This window comes from Streptosporangium sp. NPDC048047 (assembly GCF_040653115.1).
Taxonomy (GTDB): Bacteria; Actinomycetota; Actinomycetes; order Streptosporangiales; family Streptosporangiaceae; genus Streptosporangium.
The window spans coordinates 61,188-79,810 of the sequence record NZ_JBEZNH010000010.1; the positions used below are offsets into that span (position 1 = coordinate 61,188).

At 71.7% G+C, this 18,623-nt stretch carries 16 protein-coding genes, 1 tRNA gene and 1 other RNA gene; 11 read left to right on the forward strand and 7 right to left on the reverse strand.

From position 1 onward, the window contains the following. Positions 1-54: 54 nt before the first annotated feature. The 4 genes from AB0D67_RS11585 to AB0D67_RS11600 form a co-directional block, all read right to left on the reverse strand. A complete protein-coding gene (locus AB0D67_RS11585) occupies positions 55-912 on the reverse strand; it encodes a neutral zinc metallopeptidase (protein WP_362932573.1) in 858 nt (285 codons plus the stop codon). Positions 913-1,000: 88 nt separating this feature from the next. Next, a complete protein-coding gene (locus AB0D67_RS11590; protein WP_362932575.1) occupies positions 1,001-1,726 on the reverse strand; it encodes an SMI1/KNR4 family protein in 726 nt (241 codons plus the stop codon). 106 nt (positions 1,727-1,832) lie between these two features. Next, on the reverse strand, positions 1,833-3,254 hold the full coding sequence (locus AB0D67_RS11595) for an ATP-binding protein (RefSeq protein ID WP_362932577.1): 1,422 nt from the start codon (positions 3,252-3,254) through the stop codon (positions 1,833-1,835). A gap of 479 nt (positions 3,255-3,733) precedes the next feature. Then, a tRNA-Ser gene (locus tag AB0D67_RS11600) sits at positions 3,734-3,822 on the reverse strand. Between the two features lie 82 nt (positions 3,823-3,904). Here AB0D67_RS11600 and ffs point away from each other — a divergent pair. The 7 genes from ffs (at position 3,905) to AB0D67_RS11635 (ending at position 10,572) form a co-directional block, all read left to right on the forward strand. Next, an RNA gene (ffs, locus tag AB0D67_RS11605) (signal recognition particle sRNA small type) lies at positions 3,905-4,000 on the forward strand. 32 nt (positions 4,001-4,032) lie between these two features. Further along, a complete protein-coding gene (locus tag AB0D67_RS11610; protein WP_362932579.1) occupies positions 4,033-6,324 on the forward strand; it encodes a DNA polymerase III subunit gamma and tau in 2,292 nt (763 codons plus the stop codon). Between the two features lie 338 nt (positions 6,325-6,662). Then, a complete protein-coding gene (locus AB0D67_RS11615) occupies positions 6,663-7,016 on the forward strand; it encodes a YbaB/EbfC family nucleoid-associated protein (protein ID WP_362932823.1) in 354 nt (117 codons plus the stop codon). A 4-nt stretch (positions 7,017-7,020) separates the two neighbouring features. Continuing rightward, the gene (gene recR, locus AB0D67_RS11620) at positions 7,021-7,620 is read left to right on the forward strand and encodes a recombination mediator RecR (RefSeq protein ID WP_362932581.1); all 600 of its coding nucleotides are present in this window, start codon (positions 7,021-7,023) and stop codon (positions 7,618-7,620) included. Next, the gene (locus AB0D67_RS11625; protein ID WP_362932583.1) at positions 7,613-8,143 is read left to right on the forward strand and encodes a DUF5063 domain-containing protein; all 531 of its coding nucleotides are present in this window, start codon (positions 7,613-7,615) and stop codon (positions 8,141-8,143) included. The genes recR and AB0D67_RS11625 overlap by 8 nt, the downstream gene beginning before the upstream one ends. A 90-nt stretch (positions 8,144-8,233) precedes the next feature. Next, entirely contained in the window at positions 8,234-9,508 is a 1,275-nt protein-coding gene (locus AB0D67_RS11630) for an aspartate kinase (protein WP_362932585.1), read from the forward strand. After that, positions 9,505-10,572 carry an aspartate-semialdehyde dehydrogenase gene (locus tag AB0D67_RS11635; protein ID WP_362932587.1) on the forward strand — a complete coding sequence of 356 codons (1,068 nt, stop codon included), beginning with the start codon at positions 9,505-9,507 and terminating at the stop codon, positions 10,570-10,572. Before AB0D67_RS11630 ends, AB0D67_RS11635 begins: the two co-directional genes overlap by 4 nt. 318 nt (positions 10,573-10,890) lie before the next feature. On the opposite strand, the gene AB0D67_RS11640 is transcribed toward AB0D67_RS11635, so the two are convergent. Continuing rightward, positions 10,891-12,309 (reverse strand): hypothetical protein, encoded by a 1,419-nt coding sequence (locus AB0D67_RS11640; protein WP_362932589.1) that lies wholly within the window; start codon positions 12,307-12,309, stop codon positions 10,891-10,893. 390 nt (positions 12,310-12,699) lie between these two features. Between AB0D67_RS11640 and AB0D67_RS11645 the strand changes: the two genes are divergently transcribed. Both AB0D67_RS11645 and AB0D67_RS11650 read left to right on the forward strand, forming a co-directional pair. Beyond that, positions 12,700-13,374, forward strand: a complete 675-nt coding sequence (locus AB0D67_RS11645; RefSeq protein WP_362932591.1) for a TetR family transcriptional regulator — start codon at positions 12,700-12,702, stop codon at positions 13,372-13,374. A gap of 214 nt (positions 13,375-13,588) precedes the next feature. Continuing rightward, positions 13,589-14,362, forward strand: coding sequence for a hypothetical protein (locus AB0D67_RS11650; RefSeq protein ID WP_362932593.1), 774 nt, complete (start codon positions 13,589-13,591; stop codon positions 14,360-14,362). 79 nt (positions 14,363-14,441) lie between these two features. Here AB0D67_RS11650 and AB0D67_RS11655 read toward each other — a convergent pair whose 3' ends face one another. Then, the gene (locus tag AB0D67_RS11655; RefSeq protein ID WP_362932595.1) at positions 14,442-14,681 is read right to left on the reverse strand and encodes a hypothetical protein; all 240 of its coding nucleotides are present in this window, start codon (positions 14,679-14,681) and stop codon (positions 14,442-14,444) included. Positions 14,682-15,563: 882 nt separating this feature from the next. Between AB0D67_RS11655 and AB0D67_RS11660 the strand changes: the two genes are divergently transcribed. Continuing rightward, positions 15,564-16,508 carry an LLM class F420-dependent oxidoreductase gene (locus AB0D67_RS11660; RefSeq protein ID WP_362932597.1) on the forward strand — a complete coding sequence of 315 codons (945 nt, stop codon included), beginning with the start codon at positions 15,564-15,566 and terminating at the stop codon, positions 16,506-16,508. 222 nt (positions 16,509-16,730) lie between these two features. Beyond that, positions 16,731-17,102 carry a YkvA family protein gene (locus AB0D67_RS11665; protein WP_362932599.1) on the forward strand — a complete coding sequence of 124 codons (372 nt, stop codon included), beginning with the start codon at positions 16,731-16,733 and terminating at the stop codon, positions 17,100-17,102. A 120-nt stretch (positions 17,103-17,222) separates the two neighbouring features. Here the strand turns inward: AB0D67_RS11665 and AB0D67_RS11670 are convergent, their stop codons facing one another. Next, a complete protein-coding gene (locus AB0D67_RS11670) occupies positions 17,223-18,419 on the reverse strand; it encodes an amidohydrolase family protein (protein WP_362932601.1) in 1,197 nt (398 codons plus the stop codon). Between the last annotated feature and the right edge of the window lie 204 nt (positions 18,420-18,623).

The following is an 18,623-nucleotide window of genomic DNA, read 5'->3' on the forward strand; positions in this document are numbered from 1 at the left end:
GTCATGCCCGCCGGATGCCCACCCGGCGGTTCGTTTCGCAGGTCACGAGGCCTTTCAGATGTCGCCCGCGAAGGTGTCGCACTTGTTGGGGTCGCCGCTCTCGTAACCGGTGGTGAACCACTTGACACGCTGCGCCGACGTCCCGTGGGTGAACCCCTCGGGGTCGATCCGACCCTGGGTGCGCTTCTGGATGCTGTCGTCGCCGACGGCCGAGGCCGCGCTGATCGCCTCTTCGATGTCGGTCTGGCTGAACGGCTTGGCGAACAGGCCGGTCTCGTAGGCGTTCTTGGCCCAGGCTCCGGAGTAGCAGTCGGCCTGAAGCTCCAGCCGGACCGAGCCGCTCTCCGGTCCCTGCCGGTCCCCCTCCGCCTTGGCGTTGGTGCCGAGGAGGTTCTGCACGTGGTGGCCGTACTCGTGGCCGACGACGTAGGCCTGGGCGAACGGACCGCCCTTGGCCCCGAACCGGCTCTGGAGCTCGTCGAAGAAGCTCAGATCGAGGTAGACCCGCTTGTCGGAGGGGCAGTAGAACGGGCCGACCGAGGCGTCGGCCGCGCCACAGCCCGTGTTGACCTGGCCGGAGAACATCACCGTCTTGGCCGGCGTGTAGTTCTGCACGACCCCGGGCCAGTAGTCCTGGATGCTGTTGACCACGCCGACGATCCGGCACTGCTCCTTCTGGTCGGCGTCCTGGCCGGTCTTGCACTCGGAGGCGAGGTTGGAGCTGGGGTTCACGGGTGCCGGGTCTTCGCCGCCGGTGATGTTCCCGGGGTTGACGCCGAATATCAGAGCCACGATGAGCGCGATGATCCCGGCCGCGCCGCCGCCGACGGCGAGTCCGCCGCCGGGGAAGCCGCCCCTGCCGCCGCTCTCCACCTGTGAGGAGTCGAGCTTGGCGTCATCTCTGAAGTCCATCGCCGGTGTCCCTTCGATCCGCTGGGGAACCTCCCACTGCCCCGGGAAGGGCCGGACATTCCGGTGGAACCGTATGACGACGGGGAGGTCACGGCGTCGCGGCGTCCCCCTCCCCGGCTCCCGCCGCGCTCTCCGGTTCCTCCCCTGCCGCGCCCTGCGGTTTCTCCGCGGCCCGGCGCTCCGCGTGGGAGAGCCACTCCAGATACCACTCGGCGAACGTCATGCGCCCGCCGTCCCCGTCACCGAGGGGCACGACCCCCATCCCGACGGCCCGGACGTCCTCCCATACGGTGCCGCGCTCGGGACCGGTCACCACGAGGAGGGTGTGGTAGCCGCATCCCCGGTCGCTCACGCAGAGGGTGCCCGCGACGAGAGCCTCGTCGAGCTCGTCGAACTCGTCGTCCCAGGCTCCGAAGGCGCGGCGGTACCCCTCCTCGTCCGGGTAGGCGTCCCGGGAGGGCTCCCGCTCGTCGTACTCGTCCAGCGCCCGCTGCGCGTGGTCCGGCCGGAAGGGGCGCCGCAGACGCCCGGCGAGCGCGGCCCGGTTCTCCTCCGGAGGGAGGGCCGGTGGGAACAGCCCGTAGTCGGGGCCGGCCCCGCCCGCGCCGACCTCCATCAGGAATCCGCGGTACTCCCCGGGCAGGCTCGTGCCCAGGGCCGTCTCGATCTCCGCCACCTCGGCCCCGGTGAGCGGGGGCGACAGCTCGAAGCCGTGGCCGTGGCCCTTGAAGAAGGCGCCGAACACCCGGCGCGCTCCCGGGGCGGCGCGCAGGGCGAGCACCCGCTCGCGCACCCCGGCCCACATCGTCGTCACCGGAGGGAAACCACCGATCCGCGGCCTTTCCCGGGAGCCGGTTCCCCCGGAGAACCGGGACGGCCGGCCCGCCGTCGGAACCGCGACCGCGGAAGCCCCGACCCGCTCATGCCCTGCGCCAGGCGGAGAGCAGTTCGTCGGGGCCGTACGCCGCCTGAAGACCGGAACATCGGACCCCGCTGCGGGAGACCGCGACGAGTGGTACCGGCTCACCGGTGATCGCCGCTCGGTGCTTCTGCAGTGCGGCCAGGTCGTGACCGTCGAAGGCGGAGTTCTCCAGCCACTTGATCGAGCCGAGGAAGAGCAGTTCCCTGGCCACCGGCTGTCGGTCGGCGCCCACCAGGTCGATCTCGATGTCATTGCTGCGGGTCCAGTACCCGCCGATCGCCGGAGTGGAGGGCAGGACCCCGTCCGGCAGGAGGCGGGCGAGGGACTCCCGGATGAGGGGTTCGATCGCGCGACCCCGCCAACTCGTCCACTGCTCCTTGATCCGGCTCAGCGTCAGATCTCCCCGCATCCGCTCGATCTCCGCCATGTGCGGATCCAGGAACGTGAGCCAGAAGCGTAGGTAGGGGTCGGCCACTCGGTAGCGACGTTCCTTCGACGGCCTCAGTGAGAGCGGCAGTTCGGCGGCCACGACCCGTTTCTGGATCAGTACGTCAGTGGCTCGGGTGAGAGTGGTGTGGGCGATGCCGCCGGCCGCGCGAGCGATGTTGGTGAAGGCTCGCTCTCCGGAGCCGATGGCCCGCAGGACCTCCCGGCTCATCGCCTGCGGTGGGAACTCCGCGGCGAGTGAACGCTCGGCGGAGACCGACAGCGCCGAGATCGGGTTGTCCAGTGAGTCGCGGAGGAACTCCCAGGCATCCGCTCCGGCCCGCCATTCGGCACAGATCAGGGGGAGACCTCCTGTGATCAGAGCGGCGTCGAACGCGGCTGCCGGTGACAGACCGAGCATCTCGCCGATGTCGGCCGGGTTCAGGGGTCCCACGACCATTTCCCGGCCACGCTGATGGAGGGGACGGTCGTAACCGCTCAATGCCTCCATCATCGACAGATCGGATCCGACGAGGAGGAGAAGTACCGGTTTGCGGCTGAGCAGCCGGTCCCATGCTCGCTGGAGCATGCCCTCGAAGGCGTCGATGCGGTCCATGAGATACGGGACCTCGTCGATGACGACCACGCTCGGGCTGTCGTCGGGAAGGATCTCCGCGAGGAGCCTGAACGCCGCGTTCCACTGCCCTGGGATCTCCTCCGCGAACAGTCCCCGCTCAGGCAGGGAGGACCTGGCGACGGCGTCGAGCAGCTCTTCCAGCTCGTTCTCCGCGGTGCCGCCCGCCGCGGTGAAGAAGAGGTTCGGCGTCCCGGCTCGTCGGAGGAACTCCTCGACGAGGCTGGACTTACCGATCCGCCGCCTTCCCCGCATGAGGATGCACTGCCCCGGTTTCGGTGACCCGACGGCATCGTGAACCGCCTGCAAGGCGTTGCGGAGTACGGCCAGCTCGCGGTCCCGTCCGATGAAACGGCGCACGACAAGCCTCCTCGTGGGGATGGTATCGGTGGAGATACTATCGCCGTCGATACCATCCTCCTCCTTGGTTTGGGCCGGACGCGAAGCCTCTGACGCTTCGGATGCATACGTATGCGGGAGAAAGTAAGGACGCGTTCGGCACTCCACAGGTGGCGCCAGGCTTCGAAGTGGGGCGGATCCGCCATGAGGCGACTGAGAGCGCGTACGGCCCGGGTCCCGGAGGTGGCGACGCGCTCGCGGTGACGGGTTCATCGGAGTCGGCGGCATGGGCGGACCGGCGGGCGCCGCCGTACGCCGGCGCTTCGCCCACGCCGGGACGATTCCGGTGGATCGTGGCGGAGCGGACCGGCAGGTCTCCGAGGGGGCCGAGCCCTCCGGAGAGGCCGACTGAGACCCGAACTGAGACCGGAACTGAGACCGGAAGCAGAAGAAGCCCGCTCCGAGATGGAGCGGGCTTCCCTGTCGTGGCTGGTGAGCCGTGGCGGAGGATAGGAGATTCGAACTCCTGAGGGGTTGCCCCCAACACGCTTTCCAAGCGTGCGCCCTAGGCCAACTAGGCGAATCCTCCGTGGAGAAGCTTACCGAACTTTCGGAGTGCGATGAACGGATATTCGGTGCCCCGAACACTCCGGTCAGACGTTAGACTGTCCTCGGACCCCTCGCGCGGCGTCATCCTGTGAACCTCCCCAGGGCCGGAAGGCAGCAAGGATAAGCAGGCTCTGGCGGGTGTGCGAGGGGTTCTCTTCGTTTCAGGACCTCTCGCAGGCGGGATCGTCGCATGAGTCTTGCGCTTTACCGCAAGTACCGGCCCGGGACCTTCGCCGAGGTCAAGGGCCAGGAGCACGTCACAGAGCCGCTGCGGCAGGCGCTGCGGAGCGGCCGGATCAGCCACGCCTACCTGTTCAGCGGGCCCAGGGGCTGCGGCAAGACCTCCAGCGCCCGGATCCTGGCCCGCTCGCTGAACTGCGAGCAGGGGCCGACGCCCGATCCCTGCGGAAAGTGCGAGTCCTGCGTCGCGCTGGCCCCCACCGGTCCCGGCCACCTCGACGTCATCGAGATCGACGCCGCCTCGCACGGTGGCGTGGACGACGCCCGCGACCTGCGTGAGCGTGCCTTCTTCGCGCCGGTGTCGGCACGCTTCAAGATCTACATCATCGACGAGGCGCACATGGTGACCCGCGAGGGTTTCAACGCGCTGCTCAAGCTCGTCGAGGAGCCCCCGCCGCACCTGAAGTTCGTCTTCGCGACGACCGAGCCCGAGAAGGTCATCGGGACGATCAAGTCCCGGACCCACCACTACCCCTTCCGGCTGATCCCGCCCGCCGCGCTGCGCGCGCTCATGGAGGAGATCCTCACCGCCGAGAAGGTCCCGTTCGAGCCGGCCGCGCTGCCGCTGGTGCTCCGGGCGGGCGCCGGCTCGGCCCGTGACTCGCTGTCCATCCTCGACCAGCTCTTCGCCGGGTCCGACGAGTCGGGCATCACCTACGCGCGCGCCGTCTCCCTGCTGGGCTACACCGACGGCGGCCTGCTCGACGACGTGGTCGCCGCCTTCGCCGCCCGCGACGGCGCCCGGGTCTTCCAGACGGTCGGCCGGGTGGTCGAGGGGGGCCACGACCCCCGCAGGTTCGCGATGGACCTGCTGGAGCGCTTCCGCGACCTGGTGATCCTGGCCAACGTGCCCGAGGCGGCCGAGAGCGGGCTGCTCGACCGGCCCGCCGACGAGCTCGACCGGCTCCGCGAGCAGGCCGCCTCGATGGGTCCGGCCGAGCTGACCCGCGCCGCCGAGATCTTCAACGCGGGCCTGACCGAGATGCGCGGCGCGGCCTCGCCCCGGCTGATGCTGGAGCTGATGTGCGCCCGGACGCTTCTGCCCGGGACCGGCCGGGACGAGGCGGCGCTGCTGACCCGCCTGGAACGGCTGGAGCGCGGCGGCCTCACGGCGGCTCCCGCCGTCCCCGCCGTCGGCGTCCCGCCCGTGCGGGCGGTCGCCTCCCCAGCGGTCGCCTCCCCGGGGGACGCGTCGCCGGCGGCTCCGGCCGCGGTGGGCCTCTCCGCGGCGGCCCAGGCCGTGCCGTCCGCGCAGTCCCCGGTCCCGCCGCCCGCGCAGGCTCCGGCGTCCTCCGCCGGTACGGCTCCCGCCCCGGCGCAGCGGCCCCGCGCGGACGAGGACTGGCCCGCCGTGAACAGGCCGGGCGCCCCGGTGGCGGAATCCCAGGCCACCGCGGCGCCGATGGCCCCGGCCCCCTCGACGGCTCCGGCCGCCGACGCGGTGACCGGTACGGGGGCCGCGGCGGTGCAGCAGGCGTGGCCGCAGGTGCTCGCCGCCCTGAAGCGGCGCAGCATCGTCGTCTGGGCGAACGTGAACACCAACGCCCAGGTCGTGGGGGTCGAGGGGAAGCTCGTCACGCTCGGGTTCGCCCAGGTCGGCGCGATGCGCAACTTCACCGGCGGCGGCAAGGACGTCGTCGTCGCGGCGGCCCTCCAGGACGTCCTGAGCGGCTCCTGGAAGGTCGAGGCCGTCGTGGTGGGCGGCGGCCCGCCCGGCGGCGCCCGCCCCCCGGCGGGCCCGCCGCCCCAGCCGGTCCAGCCCGCCCCGCAGCCGGCCCGGCCGGGCCAGGACCCCGCCCCGGGGCCGGCTCCGGGATCCGCCCCGGGTCCCGCGCAGGGACCGGCTCCGGGGGCCGGCTCCGCGCAGGTCCCGGCTCCGGGGGCCGGCTCCGCGCAGGTCCCGGCGGCCCGGCAGGCCCCTCCCGCGCGCCGGTCCTCCCCGCCCACCGACGACTCGTGGCCGGACGCGCCGCTTCCCGACGACCCCGGCTCACCGCCCTCCCCCGCCCCCGGTCTCGCCGCCGCCCGCTCGGCCGCGAGGGCGGCGGCGCAGACGGGCCCGAGAGCCGGCGGCGCCAGGCCCGCCTGGCCGGACAAGGTGCCGGGGCGCGGCCCCGCGCCGGACGGCGACGAGGTCGACCCGCTGAACGACGCGGACGCCGACGTCGACGCGCTGACCGGCATGGCGCTCATCCAGCGTGAGCTGGGCGGTCAGATCATCGAGGAGATCGACCACACCTGACGCGCGACGCCGCGCCGTACAGAAGCCGTACAGGGCCGTACGGGCAGGAGCCGTGCGGAGCAGGGCCGTGCGGAGCCGGCGCGGGGAAGATGCGCGGGGTTATTGAACAAATGCAATGTGTGACGGGCCCGGGTCCGGTTAAATTTCCGTCAACACGTCGCCGTACGCGGCCGATCCGGTGCGTGTCATGTCGGGTCCCGGACGTCTGGAGGGGGGCCGGGACCCGACGGGGGATTTAGTCGCTTCCTCCGGGGAACACGTGCCCGGGCCAGTGCAACAGCCGGTCCGGACCCCGTAGGCTCGTGACGACTGACGTCACGGACGAGGAGCACACGACGGTGAACCCAGGGGATGTAAACCTGCAGCAACTGCTGGAGCAGGCGCAGCTCATGCAGCAGCAGCTCGTCAGCGCCCAGCAGGAGCTGAACGACGCCCAGGTGGAGGGCTCGGCGGGCGGCGGGCTCGTCGTGGCCACGGTCAACGGCAGCGGCGAACTGCTCGAACTGAAGATCAGCGCGGAGGCCGTCGACGCCGGCGACCGCCAGGAGACGGCCGACACGATCGCCGATCTGGTCATCGCCGCCATCCGGGACGCCGTGCGCTCGGCGGCCGACCTCCAGCAGGAGAAGCTCGGGCCGCTCGCGCAGGGCCTCGGCGGCGGGGGCGGCCTCGGCCAGCTTCCCGGATTCTGAAGCCATGTACGAAGGGGTCCTCCAGAACCTGATCGACGAGCTCGGCATGCTGCCGGGCGTCGGTCCCAAGAGCGCGCAGCGGATCGCGTTCCACCTGCTGGCAGCGGAGCCCGCCGACGTCAAGCGGCTCGCCCACGCCCTGCTGGAGGTCAAGGACAAGGTCCGCTTCTGCCGTGTCTGCGGCAACGTGGCCGCCGAGGAGGAGTGCCGGATCTGCCGTGACGCCCGGCGCGACACCCACGTCATCTGCGTCGTGGAGGAGTCCAAGGATGTGGTGGCCATCGAGAAGACCCGTGAGTTCCGTGGCCGCTACCACGTGCTCGGCGGGGCGATCAGCCCGATCGACGGGATCGGCCCCGACGATCTGCGCATCCGGGAACTGATGACGCGCCTGGCCGACGGCCGGGTGACGGAGCTGATCATCGCCACCGACCCTAACCTGGAGGGGGAGGCGACGGCGACGTACCTCGCCCGTCTGGTGAAGCCGATGGGTCTGAAAGTCACACGACTCGCCAGCGGCCTGCCCGTGGGCGGTGACCTCGAGTACGCCGACGAGGTCACCCTGGGCCGCGCGTTCGAAGGAAGAAGGCTGCTGGATGTCTGACGCATGGGCCGCTCTGGCCGACCGGATCGCCGTCCACGCGCGTGACTACATCGACGGGCTGACCCGGCTGGCGGGCGGCGAGGGCGGCGACGCCATCCTGCCGCTGCTGCTGGTGGAGGTGGCCCAGGTCAGCTCGGCCGGGGCCCAGCTCGGCGCCTGCCAGGACGTGATCCTGTCGGGCAACTGGGAGCCGCACCTGAGCGAGGACCCCGACGTCGACGGCGTCCGCACCGACCTCGCCGAGCGCCTGGGCCCGGTCGACGACTACGCCGAGGTCTTCGACCCCTACAAGGACACCTCGGTGACGCCCTACCGGCTGTCGGACGACCTGACCGCGGTGGCCGCCGATCTCATCCACGGGCTCCGGCACTACCAGGCGGGCCGTCCGCTGGAGGCGCTGTGGTGGTGGCAGTACTCCTACTTCAACACGTGGGGCAACCACGCGGGCGCCGCCCTGCGGGCACTCCAGGCGCTCGTCGCGCACACGCGCCTCGATGTGGCGGAGGAGCGTACCACGGTCTGACTGTCCACATGGTGGTCAGGCCCGAGAGAGCTCGACGGGGCGCAAGTAGACTGTGGACTCCACAGCCCCAGATTGCTTCGGAGAGATCTCGTGGCGCTCGTTGTACAGAAATACGGTGGTTCGTCCGTCGCCGACGCGTCCTGCATCAAGCGGGTCGCGCAGCGGATCGTCGCGACGAAAAAAGCCGGCAACGACGTCGTGGTGATCGTCTCGGCGATGGGCGACACCACCGACGAACTGCTGGACCTCGCCCAGCAGGTCTCGCCGCTGCCCCCGGGCCGCGAGCTCGACATGCTCCTCACCTCCGGTGAGCGCATCTCGATGGCGCTGCTGGCGATGGCGATCGCCAACCTCGGCCACGAGGCCCGGTCCTTCACAGGCTCCCAGGCCGGTGTCATCACCGACTCCTCCCACGGCCGCGCGCGCATCATCGACGTGACGCCCGGCCGGATCCAGGAGGCCCTCGGCGACGGCCAGATCGCGATCGTGGCGGGATTCCAGGGAGTCTCCCAGGACACCAAGGACATCACCACGCTCGGCCGGGGCGGTTCCGACACGACCGCCGTCGCCCTCGCCGCCGCGCTGGAAGCCGACGTCTGCGAGATCTACACCGACGTGGACGGCGTCTTCACCGCCGACCCGCGCATCGTCCCGGCCGCCCGTAAGATCCCCAGGATCTCCTATGACGAGATGATGGAGATGGCGGCCTGCGGGGCGAAGATCCTGCACCTCCGCTGCGTGGAGTACGCGCGCCGGTTCGACCTGCCGATCCACGTCAGAAGCTCGTTCAGCACCAAGGAAGGCACGTGGGTCGTCTCCGACCCCGACAGTGAGGGAACAGAGATGGAGCAGCCGATAATCTCCGGCGTCGCGCACGACCGGAGCGAGGCCAAGATCACCGTTGTCGGGGTGCCCGACAAGGTCGGCGAGGCTGCCACGATCTTCAAAACGCTGGCGGACGCTGAGATCAACATCGACATGATCGTGCAGAACGTGTCGGCGGCGGCGACCGGCCGTACGGACATCTCCTTCACACTGCCCACGACCGACAGCTCCACGGCGCTGACCGCTCTGAAGAAGATCCAGGACCGCATCGGGTTCGAGTCGCTGCTCTTCGACGACCAGATCGGCAAGGTGTCGCTGATCGGCGCGGGCATGCGCTCACACCCCGGCGTCACCGCGACGTTCTTCGCCGCCATCGCCGACGCGGGGGTGAACATCGGGATGATCTCCACTTCGGAGATCCGCATCTCGGTGGTCGTCGGGCAGGACGAGGTCGACGCGGCGGTCACCGCCGCGCACCACGCGTTCAACCTCGACGCCGACCAGGTCGAGGCAGTGGTCTACGGAGGTACCGGACGATGAGCCGCAAGCCGACCCTCGCCCTGATCGGCGCGACCGGTGCGGTGGGCACCGTCATGCGCGACATCATCTCCCAGCGGGAGGACGTCTACGGCGAGATCAGGCTCGTCGCGTCCGCCCGGTCGGCCGGGAAGGTCCTCCGGGTCCGCGGCGAGGACGTGGTCGTCCGGGAGCTGGCCCCCGAGGTCTTCGACGGCGTCGACATCGCGATCTTCGACGTGCCGGACGAGGTCTCCGCGATGTGGGTGCCGGTCGCGGCCGAGCGCGGCGCGATCGTCATCGACAAGTCCGGGACCTTCCGGATGGACCCCCAGGTGCCGCTGGTCGTGCCGGAGGTGAACCCCGAGGCCGCGCGGGAGCGGCCGCTGGGCGTCATCTCCACCCCCAACTGCACCACGCTGTCGATGATGGCCGCGATGGGCGCGCTGCACGCCGAGTACGGCCTGCGCGAGCTGGTGGTCGCCTCCTACCAGGCGGTCTCCGGCGCGGGCGTGGCGGGCTCGGCGCGCCTCTACGACGAGGTAGAGGCCCTGGCCGGCGACCGGACGGTCGGGCAGACCGCCGGCGACGTGCGCAAGGCCCTGCAGAACGCGCTGGGCGAGGCCGAGTCGCCGTTCCCGGCCCCGGTGGCGTTCAACGTCGTGCCGTGGGCGGGCTCGCTCAAGGACGGAGGCTGGGCCTCCGAGGAGCTCAAGCTCCGCAACGAGTCCCGGAAGATCCTCGGGATCGACGACCTGAAGGTCTCGGCGACCTGCGTGCGGGTGCCGGTGATCACGACCCACTCGCTGGCCGTGCACGCGACCTTCGAGCGCGAGATCACCGTCGCCGACGCCCACCGGATCCTGGAGGCCGCGCCCACCGTGGTCGTCATGGACGACCCGGCCAACGGCGTCTTCCCGACCCCGGCCGACGTCGTCGGCACCGACCCGACCTATGTCGGCCGGATCCGCCAGGCGCTCGACTTCCCGAACACCCTCGACCTGTTCGTCTGCGGGGACAACCTCCGCAAGGGCGCGGCCCTGAACGCCGCGGAGATCGCCGAGCTGGTCGCGGCCGAGTTCGCCTGACCCGTCAGACCCGTCAGACCCGTCGGACCGGTCCGGCCCGTTCGGATCCGGCCGGTCCGGTCCGTTCGGATCCGGCCGGTCCGGTCGTCACCGCCTCCCGTCGTACGGCTCGCCGTACGACGGGAGGCGGTCCGCCGTACGGCGGAAGGCGGCCTGACCTGCGGCGGGTGGCCGTCGCTCGCCGGTCACGATGTCAGGGCCCGCGGCGCCGGGGTGCCGTGGCGGTCGTCGCGTGGCGGTGTCCACGGGCGGCGGCGGTCGCGGTGCCCGGGGGTGCGGGTCCTGTGCTTTCATGCGTCCCGGGCGCCGGAGAAGGCGTCACGGCGTCCCGGTGTCGAAGAACAGGATGTCCCAGTGGTCCAGCTCGCGGGCGTAGAGGGCGTTCGGCGCCCGGTAGAGCGGAGCGCCGTCGTCGCGGATGCCGTCGAACGGATAGTGCCGGGTGATGTAGTCGTTGACGCATGAATTCGGCTGGATGTCCAGCTTGTAGCCCTTGGCGTGGCTGTAGCGGCCGGGGGCGTGGCCGACCTCGGTGCCGCCGGTGATGACGATCGGGCAGCCGCTCGCCCGTCTCAGTGCGATCACGGAGGTGACGGTGGTCCTCCGTACGGTGTCCAGCGAGGTGCAGTGCCCCACCGTGCGGTCCACACATCCCCCGGTGGACTTCCAGGACAGGCCCGAGCGTTTCAGCCGGTGCGCGGCCTGGGTCTGGGTGAGCCGTACGGGCAGCACGCGCGTGGTCTTCGCGCTCGTGGTCCGGACACTCGCCGCCTCCGTGCGCGCGGCCGGTTTCGCCTCGGCCGCGGTCTTCGCCGCGGGAGCGCGCCCGGAACCCGTGGCCGGTTTCGCCTCCGTCGCGGTCTTCGCCCCGGTCTTCGCCCCGGTCTTCGCTACGGGTTTCGCCACGGGAGCGGCCTCGGTGCCGGTGGCCGGTTTCGCCGCCGCGCGTTTCACCGCCGTCGCGGTTTTCGCCGCCGGGACATTCCTGGCGCCCGTGGCCGATTCCGCCTCGGCCGTGGTCTTCGTCGCCGTGCTCCTCGCCTCGGTTGCGGGCTTCACCGCCGGGGCGCCCTTCGTGCCAGGGGCGGTCCTCTCCGCGAGGGCGGTCTTCCTCGGGGCGATGGCCCCCCTCACGGGGGTCGTCCTCGCGCTCCCGGCGTCCTGCCTCACAGGAACGGCCTTCGTGCCCTCGGCGGCCTTCGTGCCTTCGGCGGTCCTCCGCGCAGAGACGGCCTTCTGCGCCGAGACGGCCTTCTGCGCCGAGACGGCCTTCTGCGCCGAGACGGTCCGGCGCGCCGAGACGGCTTTCGCGCCCGCCGCGACCTTCGCTCGTCCGGCGGCCCTCGTCGCCCTCGCGGTCTTCGTCACCGCCCGCACAGCCGCCCTGGTGCTCGCGGTCCTGGCGCCTCGCGCCCTCGGGGACCTCGGGTCGGCGGCCAGATCGTCCGACGTCGATTCCATGTCCGCGGTCGATCCCGTGTCCGCGGCTGTTCCGGTGTCCGCGGTCGACCCTGTTTCCGCAGCCGACTCGGCGCCGACGGTCCACGCGCCCGCCACCGCCCCCATGCCCGCCAGTGTCCCCATGCCCGCGCCCGCCGACGCTCCGGCACCCGCCATCGGCCGGTCGGCGGTCAGCGGTCCCGTGAGGACGGGCGGTATCGCGGCGGTCAGCGGGCTCAGGAGGGCGGGTGACCCCGCGGTGATCAGCGGACCCGTCGCCGTCAGCGGATCCGCCACCGTGGGCGAACCTGACATCATGAGCGGGTGTGCCGCCGTGACAGGGCCCGCGTCCATCAGCGGGTCCGCGGCCACGAGACCGGCCGGGCGTGTGACGGCTCCGGCGGCGCTTCCCGCGGTCACCGTGGTGAGCGCCGCGGGCAGAACCAGAAATGCTCCGGACGCGAGCCAGGAGGCGCCACGTCTACGGGGAGGTGCTCCCATTCTTCATCCCTTGTCGCGGGAGCCCTTCCGCCAAGGGGTTCAATCCCACGATCGAACTGGTACGACTCCTCAGAAAGTCTCGAATTTGCCCTTTAATGGTGATCATCGTGCGGCTCGATGACCTGACCCGTTCGCCCGCCGGGTCGTGGATCAACAACGGGGTCACGGGGTCGTACAGTGACGAACGTGGCTGAGCCGACCCAGAGAAGCCGAGGATCAGACAAGACCCGTGAAGTCATCGTCGAGACGGCCCTGCGGCTGTTTCGCGAACGGGGATACGAGGCCACGACGATGCGGGCCATCGCCGCCGAGGCCGGCGTCTCGGTGGGGAACGCCTACTACTACTTCGCCTCCAAGGAGGCCCTCGTCCAGGTGTACTACGACCGGGCACAGGACGAGCACGAGACGGCGTGCGAGGAGGTGCTGCGCCGGGAGAGCGCCTTCGCCGCGCGGCTGAGCGGCGTGCTGCGGGAGTGGGTGCGGGTCTCCGAGCCGTACCACGAGTTCGCGGTGAAGTTCTTCAAGCACGCGGCCGAGCCGAACAACCCCCTCAACCCCTTCAGCGCCGAGACCTCGCCCGCCCGGGACTCCTCGATCGCCGTCTACCGCACGGTGGTGGAGGGTTCGGCCGAGCGCATGGACGCCGAGCTGCGGGCCGAGCTGCCCGAGCTGCTGTGGCTGCTGTCGATGGGGGTCGTGCTCTTCTGGGTGCACGACACGTCGGAGGGGTGCCGGAGGACGTACCGCCTCATCGAGCTGGTCGTCCCGCTGGTGGACCGCCTGGTCGGGCTCTCCCACCTGCCGGGTCTGCGCGGCGTCGCCCGCGACTTCATCGCGGGGCTCCACGAGCTGCGGGCGTGACCTCGTAGCGGAGGTCCATGTCCTTCCCGCGGAGCTCTGTCATGGGTCCGCGGCCTTCCCGCGTGATCTCGTCACGGGGTCCGCGGCCTTCTCCTGCGGTCTCGTCGCGGGAATTCACGGATTCCGCGTACGACGGCGGGCCCGAACCCGAGAATTTCAGTAATCGATTCATTACCCTCGGTAGTTATTCTCATGACTACTCCGAGGGGGTCCCATGGCCTGGGTAACCGTCCTGGTGGTCTCGACCACCGCCGTCACGCTGCTCACGCTTCTCGCGCTTCGCCGGAGAGGCAGGCCGGACGAGGAGCGGGGGGCGACGTCGGTCGACTTCTCCGCCAACCTCGCCCTCGCCGTCTATCTCCTCGTGCTGGCCTACGCCGCGGTGCTCTGCCGCGACGCGATCTCCACCTCGCAGGCCGACGTCCAGGCGGAGGCGGAGACCCTGACCGAGATGTACTGGTCGGTGGCCCCGATCCCCGAGGCGGCGCAGATCCGGACCCAGATCCGCGAGTACTCGGCGCAGAGCGCCAACCTCGACTGGCCGTTGATGGCCGAGGGCGAGATGTCCCCCGTCCCGTCGAGGATCCTCGAGGACATGCGTGCCGCGACCCTCCGGCTCCGGCCGGCCGGGAAGGAGGCCGAGAGCCTCCGCCAGGACGCGCTCCTCCGGGCCTCCGAGGTCGCGCACGCGCGCGCCGTACGCGCCGACGACGCCGAGGGCGGTCTGGAGAGCATCTTCGTGATCTCGATGATCGTCTCGGGGGCACTGGTCATCGCGCTGCCCTGGACGCTCGGGATGAGGCCCACGCGTCAGTCCGTGATCAGCGACGCCGTACGGGTGGGCGTGGTGGTCATCGGCATCGGCTTCATCATGCTGATCAGCCATCCCTTCACCGGGATCGGCGCGGTCGGGCCCGACGCCCTGCGGACCGCCCAGCATCAGTACGACCGGATCGACGGGCAGTTCCCGCAGCCCTCGCAGGGGTGAGCGAGGCGCCGTCCGGGCTCGCCGCCGGGGTCACCGCCCCGGCGGCGGCCTGTTTCCGTGTGTGCTCCCCGGTGTCCGCTCAGCGACGGGAGCGGCTCTTCAGCGCGGCGGCGGCGCTCACCGAGATGACACCGGTGAAGACCACCAGGATGACCAGCCTGCGGTCGGTGCCCCGGCGCCGGTCGGCGAAGCGGTCCAGCACCATCGGCCTGCGCGCGGCCAGGGGTGCGAAGGAGGGTACGGCCGGCCGGGGCGTGGCGGACGGCGACGGGGTGGGCTCGGGCGCCTCCGGCGGGACGACGGCCTGGCGGAAGCGCACGGCGGGCTCGACTGGCCGGGGCTCGGGCCGCCGCGGCGGATGGGAGGGCGGGGCGGGGGCCCGCGTCTCCGGTGGCTCCGGCGAGGCTGGTGGCTCCGGTGGGTCCGGCACGGCGGGCATCACCGGCACCGCCGGCGTCACCGGAGCCACCGGGGTCGGGACGGGTGGCGCCGGAGGCGCGGGCTCCGCGGGCTCCGGAACCGGAACGGGCGGTTCAGAGGGCCGTACAGGACTCGGAACGGGGTGCGCCGGGACGATGACCGGGGGGCAGGGCTGCGGGCACGCCCCGCATGTCCCCAGGCGTACGCCCAGGATCACCTCCACGAGACCCGGCCCCACGCTCACCCGTGCCGGGCCGTTCGGGTCGCTCCCCACGCTCACCCGCGCCGGGTCGCTCGGGTCGCTCCCCACGCTCACCCGCGCCGGGCCGTTCGCATCGTTCCCGCCGTTCGCGTCAGGCGGGCCGGTCGGAGTGTCCCGCCCCGGAACGCCCGATCGTGCGGCGGCGGCCGCGCAGTACGGCCGAGCGGCGGTGCCGGGCAGGCCGCCAGGCCGCGCTCCGGCGGCCGCGTCACCGGCCCAGGCCGGTGCGAGAGCCGCCAGGCAGGCCGCGGCGGCCACCGAGACCGCCGCCCGTGGCCCGCGTCCTCGTCTTCCGTGCCGTCTTCCGTGCCACTTCGTCGTCACCATAACGTTCTAACATCTCACTCAGTGTCACGGAGGGGTAAACGGCCACCCCGGGAAGATCTTCTCCGGTCGTCGGCCGTACGGCCGAGGCGGGCGGACGGTTGACGGGGCCCGGGGCCGATGCGGCAAGCTGTTTCAGAACATCATTCTAGTAACCGCGGAGGCGGCATGATGGCCACGGGCACACGGTGGGGAATGACGCTCCCCTTCTCGGACCGCACACTCGCCGGGTCGCGGGAGTTGGTGGCCGAGCTGCCGAAGCTCGGCTACACCGACGTCTGGTCCGCCGAGGTGAACGGCGCCGACGGCTTCGTGCCGCTGGCGCTGGCCGCCGAGTGGGCCCCCGGCGTACGGCTCGGCAGCGCGATCGTCCCCGTCTCCACCCGTGGGCCCGGCCTGCTGGCGATGTCGGCCGCCACGCTCGCCGATCTCGCCCCGGGGCGGTTCGTCCTGGGCATCGGGGCCTCCTCCCCCGTCATCGTCGAAGGCTGGAACGCCGGAGAGTTCACGAAGCCGTTCGCCAGGACGAGAGACACGCTCCGCTTCCTGAGGGCGGCGCTGTCCGGCGAGAAGGTCACCGAGCGGTACGAGACGTTCGAGGTCAGGGGTTTCCGGCTGGAGCGCGCCCCCGAGACGCCACCGAAGATCGTCCTCGCCGCGCTGCGGCCCCGCATGCTCCGCCTGGCCGCCGCCGAGGCCGACGGCGCGATCACGAACTGGCTCTCGCCGCAGGACGTCCGGAAGGTCAGGGCGGAGATCGGCCCGGACGTCGAGCTGATCGCCCGGCTGTTCGTGTGCGTCAGCGAGGACGCCGCCCGGGTGCGCGAGTTCGCCCGCCGCATGCTCGCCGGATACCTGACCGTCCCGGCCTACGCGGCGTTCCATGAATGGCTGGGGCGCGGTGAGACGCTGCGCCCGATGCGCGAGGCGTGGGCGGCCGGCGACCGGAAGGGGGCACTGCGCGCCATCCCGGACGAGCTCGTGGACGCGCTCGTGGTGCACGGCGACGCGGCGACGTGCCGGGCCAGGATCCGCGAGTACGTGGACAACGGGCTCACCACCCCGGTGCTCGCGCCGATCCCGGTGGGCGGGGTCCCGCTGGAGCGGGCCGTACGGGAGCTGGCGCCGGCCGGGGACTGACGGGGCACGATCTCCGCCGCGGAGGCGGGGGTGGGGGGAACGGAGTGGAGGCGAGGGACGGAGGCGGGGCGCCGGATCCCGGGAGCCTGAGCCGGGGAATCGTGAGGTCCGCGTACGGGACGGGACCGCGCGGGAACCGGCCGGAGGAATCACGCGTTATATCGTGTGGCGGCCGGGTAGATGACCCCCGCCAGAAGAGCGTGCTTCCGAGGAGGTTCCCCCATGGCGAAGGCGGCGCGTGCGGCACAGGCGTGGCGGGTCTACAGGCAGGTGTCCGGGCCGGGTTCCCCCGGCGTCGCCACCCGCCTGCGCGCGGTGCCGAAGATGATCGGCGCGGTCATGCGCGGTCAGTATCCGGGCATGACCAAGGGCAAGCTGGCGATGCTGGGTCTCGGCGTCGCCTACATCATCTCTCCCATAGACCTCGTCCCGGACTTCCTGGCGCTCATCGGGGTCGCCGACGACTTCGGCGTCTTCCTGTGGCTGATGGGCTCCCTGCTCGGCGAGAGCGGCCGCTACGTCGACTGGGAGCGGCACGGCGTCAGGGCGTTCCCGTCCGCGACGGGTCCGTTCCCCCACGGACGGCGCGACTGAGCCGGCCCGTCACGCGGACCGGAGCCGTTCCGTCCCGAGCCGGGCCCGCGAGGGCGGCGGGTGACAGAGCCTGAAGCTGCGCCGCCCTGAGCCGGGCCCGCGATGGCGGCGGGACAGGACCTAGAGCTGCTCCATCCTGAGCCAGGCCCGCGAGGGCAGCGGGTGGCCGAACAGGCGGGCGGCGTTGCCGTAGGCCACCCGGGCGATGTCGGCGGGCGGCAGCCTGCCCAGGCCCGTCGCGACGGCCTGCTGGGTGTCGGGCCAGGTGGAGTCGGAGTGCGGGTAGCCGCTCTCCAGCAGCACGTGCTCCAGGCCGACGGCCAGGCGCACCCCCGACAGGGCGTGGTCGTTGAGCGTGCCGAAGTAGAAGTTGCGGCGCAGCACCTCGCTGGGCTTCAGGCCGCCCTCCCACTGCGCCTCGCCCGCCACCGGGTGGTCCAGCGCGTAGTCGGCCCGCTCGGCGAGCATGGGCAGCCAGCCCACGCCGCCCTCCACGATCAGGATGCGCAGGGCCGGGAACCGCAGCGGGACGCCCGACCAGAGCCAGTCGGCGCAGGCGAACATGGCGCTGGCCGGCATCAGCGTGGTGATCGCCTCGATGGGGGTGTCCGGGGACGGCACCGGGGCCCACGAACCGGCCCCGGCGTGCAGGCAGACGACGGTGCCGGTCTCCTCGCACGCCTGGAAGAACGGGTCCCAGTGGTCGCTGTGGACGGACGGCAGGCGCAGCCGGGTGGGGAACTCGGGGAAGAGCACGGCCTTGAAACCTCGGGCCGCGTTGTCGCGGACCTCCTTGGCGGCGATCTCGGGATCGGCCAGCCAGGGAAGCTGCAGGGCGATGATCCGCTCGGGGTAGGTGCCCGCCCAGACCTCCACGTGCCAGTCGTTCCAGGCCCGCGTGACGGCCAGGCCCAGCTCCTGGTCGCGGGTCTTGGCGAAGAGCATCCCGGACTGCAGGGCCAGCATGCCGGGGAAGCACAGCGACGCCCAGACCCCGGCGCGGTCCATGTCGTCGATCCTGGCCTCGATGTCGTGGCAGCCCGGCCGCATGTGCTCGAAGCGCACCGGGTCGAGCGTCCACTGCTCCCGGGGCAGGCCCGCGCCCACGTCGAGACCCGCGCACGGGTAGGTCGCGCCGCCGTACCGCCAGACCTGGTGTCCGGCCTCGGTCTCCACGACCTTGGGGGCGAGCTCGGCGTACTTGCCGGGAAGCCGGCCCTCGAACATGTCCGGCGGCTCGATCAGATGGTCGTCGACCGAGATGATCACATAATCCCGCCGCCTGGGCTCGGGGTCGGGGAGCAGCGGCGTCGTCACGCGGTAAACCGTACGTCCCCGCCATAACACTGGACAAGCCGGAGGGTCACGGTTTGACGCGCGTGGTCCGAAAGCCCGCGCCGGGGTCATGACCTCGCGACTTCGCGGGGTGGCGCGCAGGGGCTCGGCCGGGCCCGGCCGAGCCTTCCGGCCCTCGCGCCCCGGGCCCGGGACCGCCGTCCGGGGGATGGCAGCGGCCCCGGG